The sequence below is a fragment of the Staphylococcus aureus genome (assembly GCF_001027105.1).
Taxonomy (GTDB): Bacteria; Bacillota; Bacilli; order Staphylococcales; family Staphylococcaceae; genus Staphylococcus; species Staphylococcus aureus.
The window spans coordinates 214,648-234,544 of record NZ_CP011526.1 but is presented as its reverse complement, the minus strand read 5'-3'; the positions used below and the strand labels follow the sequence as shown (position 1 = coordinate 234,544).

Sequence of the window (19,897 nt, the reverse complement as noted above, 5' to 3'; positions counted from 1 at the left end):
TTTCAATTCCTCCAATTAATTTTTAGTTATATTCCAAATAATCATTGATTAGTGTTGCTAAAATTGTTTCATCTTTCGTTCGTAGAATCTGCTCCAATTTTTCTTCACTTTGAAAAATTTGCATCAACTGTTGTAACAGCTTAAGTTGATCATCTACTTTATCCATTGCTAACATAAAAACGATTTTCACTTCTGTCTGTTGATCAAGTGTTCCCATTTCAATAAACGGCACTTCTTTTTCTAGAACAGCCACACCTATCGTTCTATGGTTAATATGTTCGACATCTGTATGCGGTATAGCGACCGAACATAGATGCGTTGGTAAACCAGTAGCAAATTCTTTTTCTCTGTCGATGACTGCATCTTTAAACGTTGACTTCACGAACCCATTTTGAAATAACACATCTGACATTTGTGACAATACGGATTCTTTATCAGTTGCCGACAAATTGAGCATTATATTTTCTTTATGCACTAATTGCTGTCCCATCCATTTTCCCTCGCTTCTTTATTTGAATAATTTTTTAAAATCTCATTTACATCAGAATTTTTGCGACTTTGTATGATGCGCTTAATTGCGTCATTGTCTTGCGCCACATCTCTCAATTGTAGTAACGCTCTTAAGTGTGTCACTTTATCAACAGCAGCAATAGGTACAATAATATGGATTGCTGTGCCATCTGACATGTATATTGGTTCTTGTAATATCAACATACTCATCGCTGTTTTATGTACATGCTTTTCAGAGTATGCATGTGGAATAGCAATATTTTGCATGATAACCATATACGAATCATCAAATACCTGTTGCATCTCATGAATATATTTAATATCAATAAAATGATTAGCAACTAACACATCACTTGCTTTAGCAATAGCTTCATCAATATTTTCAACATGATGCATTCTTTTCACGTGCCTTGCCGGTATCAAGTCAGCTAAATCTAATGTCTTATTTTGTGTGACAATCGATCCATTAATGGTTGAAATTGAATTATAATTGGCAATAAAATCTTCTAAACCATCACGTAGTTCTGTAATGTCATTAACTGTCGTTGTGCGTTCAATTAATGCCATTAACTTGTTTATTTCCTTATCAATGTCAGCCGATTCCTTATTAATGTACTTCATCACTTCTTTACGTAACTTTCGTTGCTCATTTTCAGATAAAGCTACTTTTGTGATAAATAATTTTTTATGTGTTAGGACAAACATTGGTGAAAAGACGATGTCATAATCTAATGTGTAATTTTCAAATGTTCTAAGTGAAATCGCATCTAAGAAAATAATTTCTGGAAATAAGTTTCGCAACTCGTATAACATCATTTGTGATACTGACGTGCCTTGTGTACACACGATAATAGCTTTTATCTTGCCATCGAAGTTTTCATCTTGACGTCTCAAACTACCTCCGAACAACATGGTTAAATATGCTATTTCATTATCAGGCAACGATTTTCCGAAATATTCAGTTAACGATTGACATGATTGTTTCACCATATGAAATAAGGATTGATAATTTCCTTGTAAAGGATTTATTAATTCATCACGATCCGTTAAGTTATATTTAATCCTATAAAAAGCAGGCGTTAAATGTAACAAGAGTTGCTGTGATAATTTCTCCTTATCTTCAATGTTAATAAAAGTGATTTGTTCAAAATGGTGAATCATTTGAGCGATGGCCATCGTTAAATTCGATATGCTATCTGATTCTTGCAAATCAGTCCATTGCACACTTGTTGAAAGTAAGTGTAATGTCAAATATAACTTTTCCGCTTCTGGCAAATCCGGCTCATGTTGCGTCATAATCTCCGTTGCTTGATATTCTTTCGTATCCCTCAAATACTGATAATTAATATTTAATGGATTCATCACATGACCACTTTGAATTCGTCTACGAATCACACAAAGGACATAAGGCAATGAACTAAGTGATTTGTCTATAAAGCGACTCTTCAAAAATTGTTCTACCTGTTTGATCTTGTCTTTTTGATATGCGATATCTTCGAATGTTAAGTTGAGCGCCTTTAAAACTTCACTTTTAGTAATATCATGATTCAACCTTTGATCAATCAACTTAATGAAGAAACGGCGAACTTCAAATTCATCACCAACAATTTCATAACCATGTTTTCGAGAATACTTAAGTGACAAACCATGATTTTCCAATTGCTCTTTCACATGATTTATATCGTGAATGACAGTATTTTTACTGACTTGTAAATCAATTGAAAAATGGTTTAGAGACATTGCGTTTTCCTTACTAAAAAGCATGAGCATTAAATAATAACGACGTGTTTCTATGCTAAAAATGACATTGTTGCCGTTTAACATTTGCTGCTCCGATACATCTCGCTTGAATAACGTCATGATTTCAGAACTTACAATAAAATTTCCTTGGCTTGTTCTTTCAAGTTTTGGATAACCCTCTTGTTCAAGCCACAAATTGATTTTTTGAATGCGATATCCTAGTTGTCTACGAGACAAACCAAATATCGATTCAAGTTCTTTACCATGAATAGTAGGATTCAATACAATTTCTCTGAGTATTTGCTGATTATCCCCGTTCATGTTCGATTCTCCTTTGAGCATCTGAGCTCAATTTATCATCAATCGTCACACCGATGTACACACTTTGAACACATATTTTCAAAATGAGCATGTACATCATTGTGATGTTTTAACAACATTTCAATTATATCTATATTTTTTGTGATTTTAATCTTTTAAAATAAAGCAATTGAAATTTTTGCATATATTTTTGTGTTTTGTGTTTTTTTGAAGCATTTTTAACATACATATCTCAATCATTATCAAATTGTCATGACCATTGTAACCCAATACAAAAACCCTAAGGACGCTTATATCAGGCGCCTTAGGGTTAACTGTATCTATTTAATTAAGTATTATTATTCGTATGTACGTAACTTATGGTCTATCAAGTTCCACACTTCTTCAACATCAACTGCTGTAGCAAAATAAGCATTGGCAGGCTTACCTGTAACATGATTTAAATCGACAGCCATAGTGCCATAAGTTAGTGGACTTTGATGTTCAATGTCGATATTAACGGGTACCATTGTAAACAATTCTGGTTGTAACAAATACAAAATTGTACAAGCATCATGTATTGGACCACCATCCATATTAAAGTGAGTCTTGTATGTCTTCTTAAAGAATTGCAATAATTCTACGACGAACTGTGCAACAGGATTATTGATACTTTCAAAGCGTTCAATCACGTGATCGTCGGCTAAAACTTGATGTGTTACATCTAAACCAAACACATTTATAGTAATCCCACTTTCAAAAACACGCTTCGCTGCTTCAGCATCTACCCAAATATTGAATTCTGCTGTAGGCGTCCAATTTCCAAATGTACCACCACCCATCAAAGTAATAGATTCAATATGCTCAGCGATTCTTGGCTCACGAATCAATGCCGTTGCTACATTCGTAAGAGGACCTGTCGCTACAATTGTTACAGGTGTATCACTCGTCATCACTTTGTTTATAATCACATCTGATGCTGGCATTGCAACTGCTTGACGTGATGGTGTCGACGGTAGTTTCGGACCATCTAATCCAGATTCCCCATGTATTTCAGAAGCAAAGGCAGCTGGTTTAATTAACGGCCTATCCGCACCTTTCGCTACTGCTATATCTTGGCGTCCCATAATATCCAATACGTTCAAGGCGTTTGTCGTATTCTTGTCAACTGATTGATTACCTGCGACTGTTGTTACAGCTAATATCTCTAGTGGACTGTCAATTGCCCCCGCTAAAATTAATGCTATTGCATCATCGTGTCCTGGATCACAATCCATAATAATCTTTCTTTTCATTTATATATCCACCTTTCTTAAGTTGTTATCGATAGCTTATGTATATTTATTTATGTGGTGAATCATGTTTATTTTGAAAAATAGTTTTAACTTTCTCATATTTTTGGATACAAACACTATTTATCTATTTTATGGCTTATAAATTTATCCGATATGCCTTATCAACCTACCTCGCTAAAAATAGGATGTCTACATATCTATACCGACTTTTGTCAACTCATTTTCACAACAATATAAACAGCAATTTATATGATTGTTACATGATTCAAACAATTTTTATGAAAAATATTTTCATACACAGAATATATATTGATATTAAATTTCTCAAAAGCTATATTGAGAATAATTAGGAGGGATGTTGATGAAATCTTTATTTGAAAAAGCACAGCAGTTCGGCAAGTCCTTTATGTTACCTATCGCAATCTTACCAGCTGCAGGTCTATTGTTGGGTATCGGTGGTGCATTAAGTAATCCAAACACCGTTAAAGCATACCCTATTTTAGATATTACCTTATTACAAAATATTTTTACATTAATGTCAGCTGCAGGTAGTATTGTTTTCCAAAATTTACCGGTCATCTTTGCAATTGGTGTCGCAATCGGATTATCTAGAAGCGATAAAGGTACTGCAGGTTTAGCTGCGCTGCTCGGTTTCTTAATTATGAACGCAACTATGAATGGCTTATTAACTATCACGGGCACATTGGCAAAAGATCAGCTTGCACAAAATGGACAAGGCATGGTGCTCGGTATACAAACGGTTGAAACCGGTGTTTTTGGCGGGATTATCACAGGTATTATGACCGCAATACTTCACAACAAATATCACAAAGTGGTATTACCACCGTATTTAGGTTTCTTTGGTGGCTCTAGATTTGTCCCTATTGTCACAGCATTTGCCGCAATCTTTTTAGGTGTATTGATGTTTTTCATTTGGCCAAGCATACAAGCCGGCATTTATCATGTTGGTGGATTTGTAACGAAAACAGGTGCCATCGGTACTTTTGTTTATGGCTTCATCTTAAGATTGTTAGGTCCACTCGGTTTACACCATATTTTTTACTTACCGTTTTGGCAGACGGCACTTGGTGGTACTTTAGAAGTCAAAGGGCACTTAGTTCAAGGTACGCAGAACATCTTCTTTGCTCAACTTGGTGATCCAGATGTGACGAAGTATTATTCAGGTGTGTCACGCTTTATGTCAGGCCGTTTTATTACGATGATGTTCGGCTTATGTGGTGCCGCACTTGCAATTTATCACACAGCTAAACCTGAACATAAAAAAGTTGTCGGCGGTTTAATGTTATCCGCTGCACTCACTTCATTTTTAACAGGTATTACCGAACCTTTAGAGTTTAGTTTCTTGTTTGTCGCACCTATTCTTTATGTAATCCATGCCTTCTTTGATGGATTAGCATTTATGATGGCAGACATTTTCAACATTACAATTGGTCAAACCTTCAGTGGAGGCTTTATCGATTTCTTACTCTTTGGTGTGCTACAAGGTAATAGTAAAACAAACTACCTATACGTCATACCTATTGGAATTGTGTGGTTCTGTTTGTATTACATCGTTTTCAGATTCTTAATTACGAAATTTAATTTCAAAACACCTGGTCGAGAAGATAAAGCTGCAGCACAACAAGTTGAGGCTACTGAAAGAGCACAAACTATTGTTGCTGGTTTGGGAGGCAAAGATAACATTGAAATCGTTGACTGTTGTGCAACGAGACTACGCGTCACACTTCATCAAAATGACAAAGTCGATAAAGTATTACTCGAAAGTACTGGTGCCAAAGGTGTAATCCAGCAAGGCACTGGTGTGCAAGTAATTTATGGGCCTCACGTTACAGTTATCAAAAATGAAATTGAAGAATTGCTCGGGGATTAAGACTAACCGAAATATCAACAGAACTAATGGCAACGATGTACGAAGTAAGAAGTGACATCGTTGCTTTTATTTTTAATGTTACATTTGAAGCATTAAGTTCATCATGCACTGTAGTGAGCCCGCAAATCGCCTCTGCTAGACAATCATCTTAATGCTATGATTAAAGCTTAAGTGCCAGATTTGAATTTAATTTCAACAACGACTTTCACTACATTAAAAATAGGGCCACTCGACACATATAGTTGTATCAAATAGCCCTTTATACAATTTTTTGGGTAAGGTTTTACAATTTTTGGGATGGTATAGATTTTATAAAAAGTTATTTAAGTTCTTCTGCTTCAGCCATAATATCTTTTAATGTTTTAGCTGAATGTGCGAACTTGCTTTGTTCTTCGTCGTTTAATGGGATTTCTACGACGTTGCGAATACCGTTTCTATTGATGACTGCTGGAACACCAATATAAACATCTTCTTCCTCATATTCGCCTTCTAATAATGCTGATACAGTCAATACGGCATCTTCATTTCTGAAAATCGCTTCAGTAATTCTAGCTAATCCCATTGCAACACCATAATAAGTGGCACCTTTAGCTTGAATAATGTCATATGCTGCATCACGTGTTTGAACAAAAATTTGTTCAATTTGCGCTTTGCCCTCAGGACGTTGTTCAAGTAATGTCTTCAAAGGTTGACCCGCAATATTAGCGTGTGACCATACTGGTAATTCAGTGTCACCATGTTCACCAATAATTTGAGCATCGACGCTACGTGGCGCAACATCGAACGCTTCGCTTAACAATAATCTAAAGCGTGCAGAGTCTAAAATTGTACCAGAACCTATAACACGTTCTTTAGGTAAACCAGAGAATTTCCATGTTGCATACGCTAAAATATCAACAGGATTTGTAGCTACCAAGAAAATACCATCAAATTTTGATGCCATTACTTCACCAACAATTGATTTGAATATTTTCAAGTTTTTAGATACTAAATCTAAACGTGTTTCTCCAGGTTTTTGTGCAGCACCAGCACAGATGACAACTAGATCCGCATCATGACAATCACTGTATTCGCCAGCTTTCACACGAACTGTTGTTGGAGAATATGGTGTGGCATGTTTTAAATCCATAACATCTCCTCGAACTTTTTCAGTGTCTAAATCAATGATGACTAATTCATCAACAATGCTTTGGTTCACTAATGAAAATGCGTAGCTTGAACCTACTGCACCATTACCTATTAATACAACTTTGTTCCCTTTAAATTTGTTCATTACAAAAACTCCCTTATGATTAATTCACTAACATACATGTAGCTTCAAATATGTTAGTTTAATGCTGCTTATTGACGATACAAAAGCAAATAAACATCTCTTTTATTTTCAACGCATAACTTAAAAGGTCATGTGTCATCCGCTTTTAAGTTTGTGATTTATTTCACATATAAAATGTAACATGCATTAAGTACTGGGTCAATATTAAATTGTGATTTATTTCACATTTTATTTTAATTTTTACACCTTTTTAATTTGTATACGATTACATCTTAGATGTCTTTAGTCTTCGTACTTCGCCAGTGATTATTTACACTTTCACATTTTTATTATCATGTTTACTTTTTTCTAGGAAAACAACAATGTTTTTTGAATTAGTCAAATAAATGCGCTCAATCGTCGGTGTGCAAACAGACAATTGTACACAATGCTTATTGATAAGTATTTAAAAAATTAAAAATGTCATACAATTATCAAATTTGCCATTTTATTTATATTTTCTCAAACCAATTAATTGAATATCGAAATTTTTAGTAGAATAATCAAAATATACAGATTAAAGGAGGAGTATCATGCTTACAGAACAAGAGAAAGACATTATCAAACAAACGGTGCCTTTACTTAAAGAGAAAGGGACAGAAATTACGTCAATCTTTTATCCAAAAATGTTTAAAGCGCATCCTGAACTTTTAAACATGTTTAATCAAACGAACCAAAAACGAGGCATGCAATCTTCAGCATTAGCACAAGCTGTAATGGCCGCAGCGGTTAATATCGATAACTTAAGTGTTATTAAACCAGTCATTATGCCAGTCGCATATAAACACTGCGCACTACAAGTTTATGCTGAACATTATCCAATTGTGGGGAAAAATTTATTAAAAGCCATTCAAGACGTGACAGGATTAGAAGAAAATGACCCTGTCATTCAAGCTTGGGCAAAAGCATATGGCGTTATTGCGGATGTGTTCATCCAAATTGAAAAAGAAATTTATGATCAAATGATGTGGATTGGTTTTAAACCATTCAAAATTACCAATATTAAACAAGAATCTGAAGACATTAAATCATTTACAGTTGAAACTGAAGAATATGACTTTAGTGAATTTACACCAGGCCAATACATCACAGTTGATGTTTCTAGTGATAAACTTCCATATAGAGCTAAACGTCACTATTCTATCGTATCAGGTGAAAAAAACCATTTAACTTTTGGCGTTAAACGTGATGTCACAACAGAACATGAAGGCGAAGTTTCAACAATTTTACACGATGAGATTAAAGAAGGCGATATGATTAATTTAGCTGCGCCTGTAGGTGGATTCGTATTAGAGAATACGACTGAACCACAACTTTTCTTAGGTTCAGGTATTGGTGTTACACCTTTAGTAGCTATGTATGAAGCTGCCTCTGCCAAAGGTTTAGATACACAGATGGTTCAAGTTGCTGAAAATGAACAACATTTACCTTTCAAAGACAACTTCAACAGTATCGCAAGCCATCATGACAACGCTAAATTATATACACACTTAAAAGATAAACAAGGCTATATTGGTGCTGAAGAATTACAAGTATTTTTAGCAAATAAACCTGAAATTTATATCTGTGGTGGTACAAAATTCTTACAATCTATGATCGAAGCACTTAAATCTTTAAATTACGATATGGATCGCGTACACTACGAAACATTTATTCCAAGACTAAGCGTTGCAGTATAACTGAGAAAAGAGGTTTAGTGCTCATATGAAACTTAATCAACGTTACGTAAAAGTATTTGCATTATATTTCGTAAGTATTGTTACTGCAAATATTATTGTTAAAAATAATAATTTAATTAAAACATTGATACAAACCATAGCCGGGTACACGGTCTTTGCAGTTGGTTTGAAGTATTTAACTAAACGTAAAAATAAATGACATCTATACCAAAACAGCTATGACTTTACTTTGTCATGGCTGTTTTTTAATTGGGAGTAGGACAGAGATGATATTTTCGCAAAATTTATTTGGTCGTCCCACCACAACATGCATTGATGTATGCTCACTGAATTTCATAAGAAAGGAGTTCACAAGATGACCGTAGATATTGGACGGATTTATGACAATAAAGATAATACCGACGCTATTCGTATCCTAGTCGATAGAGTCTGGCCGAGAGGTATTTCGAAAAGAACTGCTAACCTAGATTATTGGTTAAAAGACATTGCCCCTTCTACTGAGTTGCGACAATGGTTCCAACATGATCCTAAACTTTTTGGAGCTTTTAAAGAAAAATATGAAAAAGAATTACGTGATCAGGATGCGCAAAAAGATGCTTTTGAAAAATTAAAGGATATTGTAAATCAGCATAATCATGTTCTATTGTTATATGCAGCAAAAGATACTAAACATAACCAAGCTGTAGTACTACAGCAGTTGCTCAATACTTAGTTATATATGTTTATCGTGAATCACTATAAATGTCGCTAACTTCATTTCTAATATTTATTTTTAAAAAGCATAATTACTACAATTAATTGAACTTTAATAATTACTAAACTTGAACAACATTTTACTTTAACAAAATAAAGTTTTAAAATATTAATTGTTGGGTTTTACATAGTAATTAGAAAGAGAGTGTTAATGAAATGAAGTTTAAAAGACTAGCAACTATATTTTCAGCAGTATTAGTGTTATCAGGATGTGGCTCAATGCATTCATCTGGCAAAGACTTAAATATTTCGTTACCGTTAAAAACAAAGTCTATTGCACCTTATGAAACAGATGTACCAGTTAAGATTGGTGCTGCAGAATCATTATTTAAAACAAATGATCAAGGAAAAATAGAAAAAGCATTAGTGAAATCGTATCATCAACCAAATGATACAACGTTAGATATAGAATTAAAAGATAATATTAAATTTCAAAACGGTCAAAAATTGACTGCAGAAAAAGTGAAATCTAGCCTTGAAAATAGCATGAAAAAAAGCGACTTGGTCAAATATTCATTACCAATATCATCAATTACCGCTAAAGGTCAAAAACTGACAATTAAAACCAACTCCGCTTACCCTGAACTTGTATCTGAATTAGCTAATCCTTTTATGGCAATTTATGATACAGATGCTAAATCAGATGTTAATCAAACTCCTGTTGGTACAGGCCCTTACCAAATAAAAGATTATAAGCAATCTCGAAAAATATCATTGTCGAATTTTAAGGACTATTGGCAAGGTAAACCGAAACTTGATCATATTACTGTGACGTACCAAGAAGACGGCAATAATCGCGTCAGAAATTTAGAATCTCAAAAAGATGATTTAATAACTGATGTCCCAGTTAATAAAGTTCAAGACATAGAAAATAATCAAAATTTAAAAGTGTCAAAAGAATCTGGATTTAGAACTTCTTTACTTATGTATAATCATACTAATAAAAAAATGACTAAATCCGTTCGTGAAGCATTAGATCATATCATTGATAGACAAGGTATTGCAGATCATATTTATCAAGGTTATGCGAAACCTGCAACGAGTCCATTTAATGATAAAATTCCATATATTAAAGAACCTAAGTTAACCAAACAAAATATCGAACAAGCAAAAATGTTATTAGCTAAAGATGGTTATACAAAAGAACACCCTTTAAAAATTAAGTTAATTACGTATGACGGTCGTCCAGAGCTATCGAAAATTGCGCAAGTATTACAATCAGATGCTAAAAAAGCAAATATTGAAATCGACATTAAAAGTGTTGATGACATAGAAGGTTACTTAAAAGACCGTTCTGCATGGGATGCAACGATGTATAGTTTCGGAACAATTCCTCGTGGAGATACAGGTTATTTCTTTAATCAAGCATATAAAAAAGATGGTGCTATTAATAAAGGAGACTACAATAATAGCAACGTCGATGATTTAATTAATCAATTGAATCATACTGTAGATGTTAAGGAACGTCACAATATTTCTAATGATATTATTAAATTATCAAGTCGAGATGTACCAAACAGTTATATTGCTTACAACGATCAAATAGTCGCTGCTAACTCTAAGGTTAAAAATTATAAAGTAACACCTGAAGGTATCTATTTAATCGATTATCGAACAACGATTGAACGATAAGGGAGTGTGGGACATTGATTTATGTCTCAGCCCTGCTTCAACTATAAAAACCACGCCGAAGTCATCCAATATGATTATGGCGTGGTTTAATTTGCTTATATGATTGTATTAATTTCTGTTTGATGAATTTCAATAAAATGATTATTACATACTTTCAGTGAATCATGTTCATTTTATATAAATCTAATTGTCACTATTTGTTTAACGTGAAACACTTTTTTAACTCCAAAAAGTATTCCTATTCCACTCTTTTAAAGACAAATTATAAAAATAGCTTATGTCACAAACATATGAGCAACATAAGCTTTAATTATTATTCGTCTACTTTTTTCTGTTGTTCTTTAAATTCTTTCTGCAGTAAATTCACTTGTTTTAAACCTGCCCCCATTAAAATGAATACAAGTATCCACACAATAACGATTAAAATAAATATTTTCAACGTATCACTGCCAAGTACAGTTAAAGATGTATCCCAAATGCCATGTAAAACAACGGCTGATAAAAAGAATATTAAAAAGCGTTTATCAAAAATATCTTTGAATTCAAAGCCATGCTGTTCTTTCGCAATAACTATTGCAGCACCAACAATCGCTGACCAAACTAAATGACCACCAATCGCAGTCCACGCACGTGTGAAGACAATATCTAATAATGGGACATTTTCTCCTAAAGCGAAATTCAAAATATAACCTGCTGATTCAAAAACTGCGAACCCTGCACCAATAGCAGCACCGATTAATAATCCATTCAAAATCTTATTTGTTTTCAATTTATTGACGAAATAAACAATAATGAGTGCTTTTCCAGTTTCTTCAACTAATCCTACTAAAAATGCATCGAAAAATGTTAAAGAACCAAACCTTTCGAATTGATCACTAAAAACGACAAATCTATATAATACCATCGTACTTAGTAATGAAAATACGCCGCCAATAAAGAACATGATAATAACTTCAAAAATGCTAATATTTTTAAACGCATTTGATTCATAAAAGAAGAACAAACCCGATAATGGTACTGTTAAAGCCCCTATAAAAATGAGACCCGGAATCGCGTTAGTGTTATTAAAAATTGCTGCCATGACCCATAATCCAATAAATGTTACTGTGAAAGCGATGAATACTCGAGAAAAGAGCCATGGCTTCCCCCATTCTTCTGATATGTCACAAATTGCTGGCGTAGTTTTAGCAGTACCCGCTATAAATATTTCATCTGCTTCGTTTTTAGTATGCGGCTTAAATACTTCAGAAAGCATATCTTTTAAATTAAGATTTAAGCTTTCATCATTGCCCGCTAGTCTACCGATTGATTTGGTTGCATTATCAAATAAACTTCTTGCTTCGTTTTTTAAATCTGTATTTTGCGCTGTTTCATGCGCTTTAGCTTCCATTTGTTTATCGATAGATTCATTATGTATGTCGGACGTCTTAGTTGATTGTGTACTTGCTGATGACATCCCCTCTTCACCTGTATTAGGTGCAACTGATTGCGTTTGTGTTGTCTCTTCTTTTTCTGTATTTCTTCGATGATTAAGACCTTCCATAGACTTACCTACTTTCACTTTTCATAATAAAACTATTTTAATTTAATATTGATGGATTTTCCATATTTTAATATAAATACTTTGTTCGATTGGGCACTTTGTATTTCATATTTAAAAATCAAAACCTATTTAACTTTTTATATTCCGAACAATATTTTTATATAAGTATTTTAATGATATTCAATTCATTACAAACCCTTGATATTACAATTGTTATCGACCATCAAAATGTGTCTATACTGTGTCTATTATCAGAATAAAAAGATATTTCTAATTGATTTTAAACGTCGTTATGTTATATTTCTTGTAAGGGTTTACACAAAGTGTAAAAACGCTATATTTTATCAAATGTGATGGAGGTGACTTGCTTGAAACAAATCACATGGCACGACTTACAACATATCATTAAAGATGGTGATGTGATTGGTTTACCAGCATTAGCTGTAGCCAACTTACCCGCCGAAGTTCTACGTGCTGTGTTAGCGCAACATGACACATATCATACGCCCAATGATTTAACGTTTATATTAGCGAATGATATTCATAGTTTAGGTGCCGCACCGGATTTAGATGATTTTATAGAACGTCGCATGATTAAACGTGTCATTATGAGTATTTTAACGGCTTCTTCCAAAACGGCACAAGCAATGAAAAATAATGACATTGAAGCTTATTTTTTACCACAAGGTATCATTGCAACTCATTATCGTCAGAGTAATCAATTATTACCTGGAGTTATTACTAAAATCGGATTAAACACAGCTGTTGATCCTAGATACGGTGGCGGTAAAGTAAATACACGAACAACGGATGATTTAGTTTCATTAGTAACCATCAACGATGAAACATACTTACATTACACATTCCCTAGCGTTGATGTGGCACTACTGAGAGGAACATACGCAGATCAACAAGGTAACATTTATTTAACTCAAGAAGCGTACTTGAGCGAGTGTTATCATGTCGCATTAAACGCGAAAGCCAATCATGGGAAAGTTATTGTACAAGTTAAAGCTTTAGTTGACGACTATCAACTAAAACCGAATGAAGTTGTTATCCCAGGAAATCTTGTCGATTATGTATACGTCACAGAAGATGAAAAGAATCACCGCCAAGTAATTCAAAGTCATTATTTACCAGCCTTGTCTGGAGAAGAACGAATTGATGGAATACCTGAACCCGCATTACCTTTTAATAGTCGCAAATTGATTCTCCGACGTGCTGCTCAGTTTTTAACTTATGGCGATACAATTAGCATCGGTTATGGCATCAATAATGAACTCTCTAATTTATTGCATGAAGAATGTGTTGAACATGATGTGCAACCGATTTTAGATGTTGGCATTTTCGGTGGATTCGTTGGGAGTCGTGAACATTTTGGTATGAATTACAATGCAGATGTGCGCATGCCTCATGATCGAGCATGGGATTTTATTTATAACAATGGTGTATCAGTTGCCTATCTTAGCTTTGCTGAGGTTGATCAATACGGCAATGTCAACGTGTCTTACTTCAATGACCGACTAAATGGATGTGGTGGCTTTATAGACATTACGCAATCTGTAAATAAAATTATCTTTTCAGGTACTTTTGTAGCTGGCAGTCATGTCTCATGCCATAATCAACGATTAAACATTGAAACTGAAGGACAAAACCAGAAATTTGTATCAGATGTGAGCCATATCGACTTTAATGCACAATATTCACAATCACTCGAGCAAGAAATCTATTTTGTTACTGATCGTGCAGTATTCGAACTCACCAATCAAGGCTTGAAACTAATTGAAATTGCACCAGGTCTTGATTTGCATAAAGATATTTTGAATCAAATGGCTTTTAAACCAATTATTGCTGATCATTTAAAATTAATTGATACCAGCATTTACAAAGAAAAATGGGGACAACTTAAACAATCAATTCATAAAGTATGAAAGTGAAGCTAAAGGGGGTATACTAATGAATTTCGATTGGATAAAAACGCGTTCAGACTTCGATGATGACAAGCCTGCCGTTATTGATCACGCAAAACAAACATCTTGGACATACCAACAACTCAATGCACGCGCTGATAATATGGCACATTATTTAACATCTCAAGGTGTTAAAAAAGGCGATGTTATCGGTATTTTTGCGCCAAATGATATTGCAATATTAGATTTATTGTTTGCTTGTTTTAAAACAGGTGCGGTTTTTTTACCATTGAATTGGCGGCTTAACCCAAAAGAAATTGCAGCCATTGTGGAAGATGCACAATTAAAACTGCTCTTCTATGCTGAAAAACATTTAAGTTCACTCACCGATATTGACCAAAACTTATTGCATATGGATATTGATGTGGCGCAATATGATGAAATCGTAAATCCAGATTATCACCAACCTTTTCAAGCAACACCTGTTGAACCACAAGATCTTGCAGCATTAATTTATACAAGTGGTACAACCGGATCACCTAAAGGTGTGATGTTCTCATATGAATCATTTGTTCATAACGGTGCAAACTTAGAGCTGACGTATAAGTTCAATTCAAACTATATTACGATTGTATCAACACCAATGTTCCATGTTTTAGGGTTTAACGATACTGTATTACCAGTATTAATGTCAGGTGGCACACTTATTCTTCAACGTTACTTTAACGGCGAAGAATTGAATGACATGATTGCACAATATCACCCTACATTTATTATCATGATTCCGACAATGTATTATAGTACGCTACGTGCTAGTAATTTTAATCCTGAAAATTTTAGAGCTATGGATTATATCATCCAAGGTGGTTCACAACCATTACCAAGTATCCAAGCAGCTTTTAAACAATATGGCATAAACATTATTAACGGCTATGGTTTAACTGAAGCACCTCTTGTACTTGTTAATACACCGGAAAATTCAAAACGTAAGCCAATGAGTATTGGTAAAGCAGTCATGTTCGTTGATGCACGTATCCTTGATGATAACGGTGAGGAAGTACCTACTGGTGAGATTGGCGAACTTGCAATTAAGGCTAAAAATGTCACGCCAGGATATTGGAATAAACCAGCAGAGACTGCCAAAGCATTTCATGGTCGATATTTATTAACTGGTGACTTAGCGAAGATGGACAACGATGGCGATATATTTATTATTGACCGCAAAAAAGAATTAATCATAACTGGTGGCGAAAATGTCTTACCATCCGAAGTCGAAAATGCTTTAGCTGAGCATCCACTAGTAGACCGGTGTGTGGTCGTTGGCTATGATCATCCAAAATATGGTGAATCAATTGCTGCAGCCATTATACTTCGCGAAGATGAACCTCATTACGCTGAAATTTTAAATCAACATATGCGAAGTCGTTTAGCAGGTTATAAAGTCCCAAGAATGTATGTACCAGTGACACATATGCCGTTAAACAGTACGCAGAAACCAGATAAACTTGCGATTCGACAAATGATGAATGACAAAGTCTCGCAAACACTTTAAAGGTGATAAAAATTTTTGACATTTAGTGTAAGCGTTTACAAATAAAGCGTGTTGTTTTTGAATTAAATGCATTTCACATTAGTATTCATATTATTTTTAGGAGGAATTTATATGACATTTGAAAAAGAAACGGTCTTAAAAACATTATTTCCTGAAGATGTACTTAGTATTGCTAAAGGTTTAACAGACGGTGAAGTCGAATTTTTACAACAAGTAGATTCATTGCTAGAAAGTAAGTACCGTGAAAATATTAATCAACATTGGATAGACGCTACTGTACCCGAGGACTATTTTAAAGATCTGGGAGAATTAAATTATTTTAACAATCCATTACTTTACAAGGATCGTCCAAACGCCAAAATGCCTAGTCAACTATTTCAGTTTTTCATGTCTTACCTACTCGCGCGATTTGATATTTCCTTAGCTACCCTACTCGGTGTTCACCAAGGTTTAGGGCATAACACTTTCTATTTCGGAGGTAGCAAAGAACAAATTGCGAAATATGTACCTAAATTACAGTCACATGAACTGCGTACATGCTTTGCTTTAACTGAACCAGAACACGGTTCGGACGTTGCGGGAGGTCTTGAAACAGTCGCTGAACGCCAAGGCGATACTTGGGTTATCAATGGTGAAAAGAAATGGATTGGTGGTGCACATGTATCTGATGTCATTCCAGTATTCGCAGTAAATAAAGAAACTGGCAAACCCCATTGCTTTGTAGTCAGACCAGAACAAGATGGCGTCGATATTGAAGTCATTGATAATAAAATCGCACTTCGCATTGTTCCTAACGCCCTAATTAAATTAACTAATGTCAAAGTAGATGAAGCGGATCGCTTACAAAACATAACAAGCTTTAAAGATATTGCCAAAATTCTTTATTCAACGAGAGCAGGCGTTGCTTATATGGCTACAGGTGGTATGGCTGGCGCTTTACGTGCCACATTAGATTATGTCACTGAGCGTAAGCAATTCGGCAAACCAATTAGTAAATATCAGTTAATACAAGAAAAGCTAGCAATGATGCAAGGTAATTTAGCTCAAGCAATGGCAACATGTGCTCAATTAGCTAATATGCAAGCACATGGTGAATATGACGAGGTTGCAACTTCAACGGCGAAGATGATGAATGCCTTACGTTTGCGTGAGACAGTAGCTATGGGCCGCGGTATTACAGGTGGTAATGGCATACTAGCTGACGATTATGATATTGCACGTTTCTTCTCTGATGCAGAAGCGATTTACACGTACGAAGGTACACATGAAATTAATGCCTTAGTAATTGGACGCGCTTTGACTGGAGATTCTGCTTTCGTATAAATAGCAAATAATTATATGAGATGCATTAATTTCACTAAAAAAGACTTATTTTAAGCATAAAGCTTTTTCCTTAAATAAGAGGCTAAGATGACTGTCAAAGATACTTAATTAATTTTATAAAATAGCAACGTTATTCCAATTATCTTAATGGTTATCTTATCCTCAACTAAATTGGAGGAATCACTATGACAATTAATAAAGTAACCGTTCTTGGCGCAGGCACAATGGGCGCTCAACTGGCAGCACTTTTTGTGAATGCTGGACTTAAAGTAAAACTATTAGATATTGTAGTGGACAAAAACGATCCAAATCTCATTGCGAAAAAATCTTACGATAAAATTACAGATAAGAAACGGCCGCTACTATTCGACTTAAATCTAGCGAGTCATTTAACATATGGTAATTTTGATGATGACTTGGTAAATGATGATGCTGATTTATATATCGAAGCAGTCAAAGAAGATATTGAAATTAAGCATGCTGTTTGGCAACAAGTTCTACAACATGCTAAAGAAGATGCTTTATTCGCTACAAATACATCAGGTATTCCAATTAATGCGATTGCTCAAGCATTTAACGAGAAGGATCAAGAACGATTCTTTGGTCTACATTTCTTTAACCCACCACGTATTATGAAATTAGTGGAGTTAATACCTACGTCACACACGAAGGAATCTATTATATTAGATGTAAAAAATTTCGCGCAAAATGTGTTAGGTAAAGGTGTCATTGTCGTCAATGATGTGCCTGGCTTTGTCGCAAATAGAGTCGGCACGCAAACAATGAATGATATTATGTATCGCGCCGAGCAACACAAGATAAGCATTGTAGATGTGGATGCTTTAACTGGGCAAGCGATTGGTCGTCCTAAAACAGGTACATATGCGCTATCTGACCTAGTCGGTTTAGATATTGCAGTGTCTGTAATTAAAGGCATGCAACAAGTACCTGAAGAAACACCTTATTTTCATGATGTCAAAATTGTAAATACGTTGTTTGACAATGGCGCACTCGGACGTAAAACGAAACAAGGATTTTACAAAAAGGATAAAGAAACTAAAGCTCGACTTGTTTACGATGTTGAAAAACAAGATTATGTACCTGTATCGCAACCACAATTACCAATTTTAAATGAATTTAATAAAGACTTAGTGCATAACCTTGATACCATATTCAATGCGCAAGACGAAGCGGGACTATTTTTATGGGAGACATTACGTAATAATTTCTATTACTCTGCTATCAATGTACCTAAAGCTACCGATGATTTCCGAGACATAGACCGTGCGCTTGTCTGGGGGTTCAACTGGAAACTTGGTCCATTCCAATTATGGGATGCAATGGGATACGAACGTGTTAAAACACGTATGGAAGACGAACTTGGAGACTTACCACAATGGATTAGTGATTTAGATGGTGGCTTTTATAAACAAGATGAGACCATTGAATATGCAACACCTATTTCTCACTTCGTAAAAGATGAACTTTGGGATAAAGGTGATGCCAAACTTTCCGTAACTCATGATGATCAACTGTTACTGAAATTACAAAGTAAAAATAATGTCATTACCGATGAATTCAACGATGCGTTAGTTGATGCGATTGATTTACTGGAAAATGACCATTACACAAGTATGGTTATTTATGCAGATGGTAACAATTTCAGTGTGGGTGCTAACCTTTTCTTAATGAAAAAGGCGCATGAAGACGGTCTTGTAGATGATGTCGTTGCACAATCAATTGATAAATTACATTATAGCTTTAATCGTTTGAAGTATAGTTTGAAACCAGTAGTCACAGCTGTTCAAGGTCGTGCCTTAGGCGGTGGCTGTGAGCTTGTACTTTACTCACCTATTGTTGTCGCTGCAAGTGAAACATATATCGGTCTTGTTGAAGCAGGTGTTGGCTTATTACCGAGTGGCGGTGGCCTTGCAGAAATGGCTGATCGCATATTACGCACATCGCATAAGTTTGATGACAAACAAGCTTCCATGACAAAAGTACTGACGAATATCGCATTTGCGAAAGTCTCTACAAATGCCTTTGAGGCACGTCGTTATGGTTATTTACGTGATACAGATACGATTATTTTCAATACAGCACAACGTGTCGAAGTTGCGCTCAAACGTGCGAAATATGAAGCAGAAACAAACTATATTCCGAATCCTAGACATCAATATATCGCTTTAGGTGAAGACTTCAAAGCATTGATCCAAGGACAATTAGATGCGCAAAGACGGGGTCATTTTATTAGCGACCATGATTATCATATTGCCTTAAATATCGCCACAATTTTAGCGGGTGGTGATTTACCAAGAAATACATTTATCAATCAACGTTACATTCAATCGTTGGAGAAAATTGGCTTTATTGACTTACTAAAATCTAAAAAATCATATGAAAGAATTGCACATATGTTAAAAACTGGTAAGCCATTACGTAATTAAAAGATAGTCA

At 34.7% G+C, this 19,897-nt stretch carries 16 protein-coding genes; 9 read left to right on the top strand and 7 right to left on the bottom strand.

What is annotated here, in order from left to right; genetic code table 11:
* Positions 1 to 22 precede the first annotated feature (22 nt).
* The 4 genes from AA076_RS01005 to AA076_RS00990 all read right to left on the bottom strand — a co-directional run bounded on the left by AA076_RS01005 (position 23) and on the right by AA076_RS00990 (position 3,845).
* Positions 23 to 490 (bottom strand): PTS sugar transporter subunit IIA, encoded by a 468-nt coding sequence (locus tag AA076_RS01005; protein ID WP_000531476.1) that lies wholly within the window; start codon positions 488 to 490, stop codon positions 23 to 25.
* Positions 475 to 2,571, bottom strand: a complete 2,097-nt coding sequence (locus AA076_RS01000; RefSeq protein ID WP_001012747.1) for a BglG family transcription antiterminator — start codon at positions 2,569 to 2,571, stop codon at positions 475 to 477. Before AA076_RS01000 ends, AA076_RS01005 begins: the two co-directional genes overlap by 16 nt.
* 130 nt (positions 2,572 to 2,701) lie before the next feature.
* On the bottom strand, positions 2,702 to 2,800 hold the full coding sequence (locus AA076_RS14275) for a hypothetical protein (RefSeq protein ID WP_001791653.1): 99 nt from the start codon (positions 2,798 to 2,800) through the stop codon (positions 2,702 to 2,704).
* A 109-nt stretch (positions 2,801 to 2,909) separates the two neighbouring features.
* Positions 2,910 to 3,845 (bottom strand): nucleoside hydrolase, encoded by a 936-nt coding sequence (locus AA076_RS00990; protein ID WP_000823215.1) that lies wholly within the window; start codon positions 3,843 to 3,845, stop codon positions 2,910 to 2,912.
* A 361-nt stretch (positions 3,846 to 4,206) separates the two neighbouring features.
* On the opposite strand from AA076_RS00990, the gene AA076_RS00985 reads away from it, so the two are divergent.
* The gene (locus AA076_RS00985; RefSeq protein ID WP_000838204.1) at positions 4,207 to 5,736 is read left to right on the top strand and encodes a PTS transporter subunit EIIC; all 1,530 of its coding nucleotides are present in this window, start codon (positions 4,207 to 4,209) and stop codon (positions 5,734 to 5,736) included.
* A 319-nt stretch (positions 5,737 to 6,055) separates the two neighbouring features.
* On the opposite strand, the gene AA076_RS00975 is transcribed toward AA076_RS00985, so the two are convergent.
* Positions 6,056 to 7,009, bottom strand: a complete 954-nt coding sequence (locus AA076_RS00975; RefSeq protein WP_001031882.1) for an L-lactate dehydrogenase — start codon at positions 7,007 to 7,009, stop codon at positions 6,056 to 6,058.
* 310 nt (positions 7,010 to 7,319) lie between these two features.
* Complete coding sequence (locus AA076_RS14265; RefSeq protein WP_001789859.1) at positions 7,320 to 7,427, bottom strand: hypothetical protein; 108 nt, start codon at positions 7,425 to 7,427, stop codon at positions 7,320 to 7,322.
* Positions 7,428 to 7,581: 154 nt separating this feature from the next.
* On the opposite strand from AA076_RS14265, the gene AA076_RS00965 reads away from it, so the two are divergent.
* The 4 genes from AA076_RS00965 to nikA all read left to right on the top strand — a co-directional run bounded on the left by AA076_RS00965 (position 7,582) and on the right by nikA (position 11,112).
* Positions 7,582 to 8,727, top strand: coding sequence for a globin domain-containing protein (locus tag AA076_RS00965; protein WP_000954810.1), 1,146 nt, complete (start codon positions 7,582 to 7,584; stop codon positions 8,725 to 8,727).
* Between the two features lie 25 nt (positions 8,728 to 8,752).
* Entirely contained in the window at positions 8,753 to 8,926 is a 174-nt protein-coding gene (locus AA076_RS14260; RefSeq protein ID WP_000773989.1) for a hypothetical protein, read from the top strand.
* Between the two features lie 156 nt (positions 8,927 to 9,082).
* The gene (locus AA076_RS00955; RefSeq protein WP_000215216.1) at positions 9,083 to 9,439 is read left to right on the top strand and encodes a DUF488 domain-containing protein; all 357 of its coding nucleotides are present in this window, start codon (positions 9,083 to 9,085) and stop codon (positions 9,437 to 9,439) included.
* A 197-nt stretch (positions 9,440 to 9,636) separates the two neighbouring features.
* Positions 9,637 to 11,112 carry a nickel ABC transporter substrate-binding protein gene (gene nikA, locus AA076_RS00950; protein ID WP_000669653.1) on the top strand — a complete coding sequence of 492 codons (1,476 nt, stop codon included), beginning with the start codon at positions 9,637 to 9,639 and terminating at the stop codon, positions 11,110 to 11,112.
* Between the two features lie 313 nt (positions 11,113 to 11,425).
* Here nikA and AA076_RS00945 read toward each other — a convergent pair whose 3' ends face one another.
* Positions 11,426 to 12,568: a PrsW family intramembrane metalloprotease gene (locus AA076_RS00945; RefSeq protein ID WP_001789851.1), complete on the bottom strand. Its 1,143-nt coding sequence runs from the start codon at positions 12,566 to 12,568 to the stop codon at positions 11,426 to 11,428.
* Between the two features lie 455 nt (positions 12,569 to 13,023).
* On the opposite strand from AA076_RS00945, the gene fadX reads away from it, so the two are divergent.
* From fadX to fadB, 4 genes are all read left to right on the top strand, one after another.
* On the top strand, positions 13,024 to 14,586 hold the full coding sequence (gene fadX / locus AA076_RS00940) for a fatty acid degradation protein FadX (RefSeq protein WP_000810038.1): 1,563 nt from the start codon (positions 13,024 to 13,026) through the stop codon (positions 14,584 to 14,586).
* Between the two features lie 25 nt (positions 14,587 to 14,611).
* Complete coding sequence (gene fadD, locus AA076_RS00935; protein ID WP_001008401.1) at positions 14,612 to 16,117, top strand: long-chain-fatty-acid--CoA ligase FadD; 1,506 nt, start codon at positions 14,612 to 14,614, stop codon at positions 16,115 to 16,117.
* A 111-nt stretch (positions 16,118 to 16,228) separates the two neighbouring features.
* A complete protein-coding gene (fadE, locus tag AA076_RS00930; RefSeq protein WP_000142189.1) occupies positions 16,229 to 17,440 on the top strand; it encodes an acyl-CoA dehydrogenase FadE in 1,212 nt (403 codons plus the stop codon).
* A 185-nt stretch (positions 17,441 to 17,625) separates the two neighbouring features.
* Positions 17,626 to 19,887: a 3-hydroxyacyl-CoA dehydrogenase/crotonase FadB gene (gene fadB, locus AA076_RS00925; RefSeq protein WP_000154514.1), complete on the top strand. Its 2,262-nt coding sequence runs from the start codon at positions 17,626 to 17,628 to the stop codon at positions 19,885 to 19,887.
* Positions 19,888 to 19,897: the final 10 nt, after the last annotated feature.